Raw genomic sequence first — 4,383 nt, 5'->3', positions numbered from 1 at the left:
ACGGCGCAGTTTTCATTGCGGCTTGAGATAGACGGCGGGCTGAAGGCTGCGCAGCGGCAGATCCAGACCGTTCAGGCTTTCGGAATGACCGATGAACAGATGCCCGCCGGGCCGCAGCACATCCAGCAGCCGACGGCACACCGCGCGCTTGGTTTCGGCGTCGAAATAGATCATCACATTGCGCAGCACCACCAGGTCGAACTGGCCGATGTCGGGCAGGGCGGTGTTGAGATTGATGACCTGAAAGCGCACTCGCTCGCGGATGCTGGGCTGCAGCGCAAAACTACCCTCATGCGCCCCCGTTCCCTTCAGACAAAAGGCCTTGAGGTAAGGCTGGGGAATTTTTTCGGCGCGCTCCATCGGGTAGATGGCGCGACGCGCCTGCTCGATCACCCGGGTGGAAATGTCGGAGGCCACGATCTCCCACGGCCGTTGCCCCATGCGCTCGGCCAGCACCATGGCGATGCTGTACGGCTCTTCGCCGCTGGAGCAGGCCGCGCTCCACACCCGGAATGGGCGCGAGGTATCCGCATGCGGAATGATTTGCTCCGACAGATAGGCGAAGTGCCGCGGCTCGCGAAAGAAATAGGTTTCGTTGGTGGTGAGCAGGTCGATGGCCTGCTGGCGCTCGGCGGCGTCTTGCCGCAGATGGTGCAGGTAATCGGTGAAAGTCGCCAGCCCGAGCGCGTGCAGCCGCTTTGAAAGACGCCCTTCGACCAGCGCTTTTTTCGACGGTGCCAGGGTGATGCCAGCGGCTTCGAACATGAGGCGGGAAAAGCCGCTGAGTTCGGTATCGGTGAGCGTTTGCATGGTTTTTTCAGCCAGGTGTGTGGGTCTTGGCATCGGCCAGATATTGAGCAAAGCGCTTGGGCGCGACCGCCTGGCTGAACAGCCAGCCCTGGTAGGCCTCGCACCCGAGTTGCTGCAGAAAATCGGCTTGCTCCTGCGTTTCGACGCCTTCGGCGATGACGATCAGGTGCAGGGCCTTAGCCATCGAAATCACCGCACGCGTAATGGCCGCGTCGTCGGCATCGTTGGGCAGGTCTTTGACAAAAGCGCGGTCGAGTTTGATTGTGGTGACGGGCAGGCGCTTGAGCGAGGCCAGCGACGAGTAGCCCGTGCCGAAATCGTCGATGGAGGTGTTCACGCCAAGTTCGCGCAATTGCACGATCAGCCCGCTGACATGCTCGGGATCCCGCAGCATCATGCTTTCGGTGATTTCCAGCTCCAGCAGGCCGGGCGCGATGCCCGAGTGCTCCAGGGCCGAAGAGACCTGGCGCAGAATTAGATCGCCCTGCAACTGCCGCATCGAGCAGTTCACGGCGATGGGCAGCGGGGTCTTGCCTTGCTGCTCCCATTCTTGAAGCTGCTTGCACACGGCGTTCAGCACCCATTGCCCCACGGGCACGATCAGGCCGGTTTCTTCGAGCAGCGGAATGAACGTGGCCGGAGAAACCAGACCATGTTGTGGGTGCTGCCAGCGCAGCAAGGCCTCCGCCCCAATCACCTGATGGGTCTGCAGGCAGACCTTGGGTTGGTAAAGCACAAAAAACTGCTCCATGGCGAGAGCGTGGCGCAGATCGGTCTCCATCTCGATGAGCTCGCGCCCGCGCTGGCTCATGTCGGCGGTGTAGAGCAGCGCCCGGCCGGGGGTGTTGGCCTTGCAGCGGTACATGGCCACATCGGCACGGCTGAATAGTTGCGTGGCCGACCGCCCATCGCGCGGCGCACGCGCAATGCCCAGGCTGGCGGTGATGAAAATGGTCTGGCCGTCGAGAACGAAAGGCTCGGTCAGGCTGTTGAGCAGTTGCTCGGCGTGGTCGAGCAGGGCCTGCTGGTCGGCGGTGCAAGGATGCAGCACCGCGAAGGCATTGCCGCCCCAGCGTGCCAGAAAATCGTCTGGAGCAAGCGCGACCTTCAGCCGCGCCGCGGTTTCGATCAACAGGTCATCGCCCAGGGCGTGACCAAAGCTGTCATTGATCTGGCGGAAGCGGTCGATGTCGAGCAAGTAAACGGCCAGTTGGCGGCTCTCGTCCCGGCTGGTCTCGGCTTCGAGCCAGCGCTCTAGCGATTCGATGACCAGGGTCTGATTGGGCAGTTCGGTCAGCTCGTCGTGATCGATCAGCCACTTGAGGCGCCGGTCAACGGCACGGATTTCCGTGACGTCGTGCGCGACCGCTGCGGCGCCGAGAGGCGTGCCGGTGGAATCCAGCAGTCGGCGCGCCGTGATTTCATAGTGCCGCCACTGGCCTTCCAGGCTCTCTATCAGAAAGTTCTCTGCCTCCTTGGGTTCACCGCGCAAGGCCGATCCCAGCGGCAGTTGCTCCAGTGGAACCGGCTTGTGGTCAGTGGTGTGAACAGGCGTGACCAACTCCAATTCACGCAACGACACCCCCATTTTTGTCGGCAAACCCGCCCGAATGGCTGCCGCGTTCACATAGCTCAACAAGCCGTTTTCGTCGCAGGCGTAGACCACGTCGCGCATATTGTCGAGCACCGCATTCAGAAACGCGGTCTGCCGGATCGCGGCGTCCCTGCGGGCGAGTTCGTCAGTCACGTCGAGGGCGTAACACACGATGGAGGTCACAGCGCCGTCCTCGTTCTTCACCGGGGAGACATGCCACTGCAGCATGCGGTAGCGGCCATTCTTGTGACGATAGCGCCGGTGCGCGCAATAGGCGCCCACCTCTGTGTCTGCCATGCCGCCGAGTTGGACGGCCACGGCGCCCTGGTCGTCCGGATGCAGAAAATCGTCGACGACATGGGGCTGGCGCAGCTCTGCCGGCGTGTAGCCCAGCATCTCGCTGAAGGCCGGGTTGAAGTCGAGAATCTCGCCTTGCCCACTCACCATCAAAATGCCGATGCCGGAATAGTCAAAAGCGTTCTGCACCCGCGCGTTCGCTTGATGCAGCCTCTGGGTCAGTGGGCGCAGTTGCCAACCCAGCACGAGCAGCCCCAGCAGCACCAGACCCGGCACGAACAGCAGCCCGGCTTCGAGCGTATCGACGACCGGGGCATAGAGTTCGGCCGTGGGCACCTCCACCGCCAGGGCCAGCCCGGTCGTGCCGAGCGGCGTGGAGCTGATCAGCCATCGCTGGCCGTCGATTTCCTCAATCGTCGTAGCCGCTTTGCCCTGTGCCCAGCGCACCTCTGCGGGCAGACGCTTGGATGTGAGTAGCGTCGTCTGTTCGCTTTCACCGGCCTTGCTGGGCAGACAGGTCCAGAGGTCATTGGAGAGGCTGCAGATCTTGATGACGGTGTGTTTCGCGCGACGCGTCAGCTCATGCGCGATGCGGCTTGACGCGGGCAGGGGCAGCGAGGCGCTGAAGTGGCCGATGGTCTGCTCGCCCTTGCGAATCGGGAGTTGCGCGTGCAGAAAAAAATTGAGCGTTTCCGGATCGCGCTGCAGCATGAACTGGCTGGCTGGTGGCATGGCCGGCGCCAGGCTGGGCAGCCCCGGGTGGTGCGCTGTGGAGGCTGCACTCGACAGCACGGTTTCACCCCAGAGATTGGTGATGCTGTATTCGTGAGGGGCCAACAGCGCCATCATGGTGCGCAAGTCGGCGAGTTGGCTTTGCAGTTCGGCAGACGGATGCGCGGGACTGCCTTCTTTGCCGGTTTGAAGCGTTTGCAGGGTGCGTAAGAGCAATGGGTTGTGGGAAAACCGCTCCAGCTCCTTGCCGCGAACCTCCATCGCCATGAGCAGACCGCGGCTGAGTGCGTCGCGGTCGTTCTCCATGCTGAGCGTCAGCCGATTCCGTTCGTGGTCGGCCATTACCAGAGCGGTGAATAGCGCGGTGAGCGAGCTAGCTAGCAACAGAATCACCGCCGCCGTCAGCATGAGTTTGCGGTCTGGCCGCTGCCGGTACGCCGCGCGCATCCAGGGAAAGCGATTGCGCACGGCCGTGGCGATGCCAGCGGAAAACAGCAGCGCCGCAGGCTGGTAGGCGCTGCTCGTCCCGGTTCCCCACAGCTGCTGGAGCAGCTTCCAGGCGAGCATCAGCACGCCGGCCATCGCTAGGGCGACGATGCCGAGATCGATGAGTAGTGGGGTGATCAGGTGCATCAGCGTGTTGAGGAGTTAGTCAGTCCCTTCAGAACCGCACGAACTCCGGCTGCGATTGCGTGAGCACCGGCAGGCTGTCTTCGTTAGCCACCCGTGCCTTGCTTGCAGCAGGACGCGCGGTTGGTTTAGCCGCCGTGACCTGCGCTTCCTGGCTAAGCCGGAAGCCCGCCATGCTTTCCTGCAAAGCCTGCGCCTGCGCGTTCATCTCTTCGGCAGTCGCCGCGAGTTGTTCCGAAGCCGAGGCGTTCTGTTGAGTGACGGCTGAGAGCTGCGCCACCGCCTGATTGATCTGCTGCATGCCGGTGGCCTGTTCTTCC

At 62.9% G+C, this 4,383-nt stretch carries 2 protein-coding genes and 1 pseudogene; all 3 read right to left on the bottom strand.

From position 1 onward, the window contains the following. Nucleotides 1-12: 12 nt before the first annotated feature. A complete protein-coding gene (locus B7X30_RS14885; RefSeq protein WP_156052797.1) occupies nucleotides 13-810 on the bottom strand; it encodes a CheR family methyltransferase in 798 nt (265 codons plus the stop codon). 7 nt (nucleotides 811-817) lie between these two features. Beyond that, nucleotides 818-4,066, bottom strand: a complete 3,249-nt coding sequence (locus B7X30_RS14880; protein WP_286731639.1) for a sensor domain-containing protein — start codon at nucleotides 4,064-4,066, stop codon at nucleotides 818-820. A gap of 28 nt (nucleotides 4,067-4,094) precedes the next feature. After that, a pseudogene (locus B7X30_RS14875) lies at nucleotides 4,095-4,383 on the bottom strand (methyl-accepting chemotaxis protein); the annotation flags it as partial.

Source organism: Thiomonas sp. 13-64-67 (assembly GCF_002282795.1).
Classification (GTDB): Bacteria; Pseudomonadota; Gammaproteobacteria; order Burkholderiales; family Burkholderiaceae_C; genus Thiomonas; species Thiomonas arsenitoxydans.
Note: the sequence above shows the minus strand (reverse complement) of the source record. Positions and strands in the feature narration are given on the sequence as shown.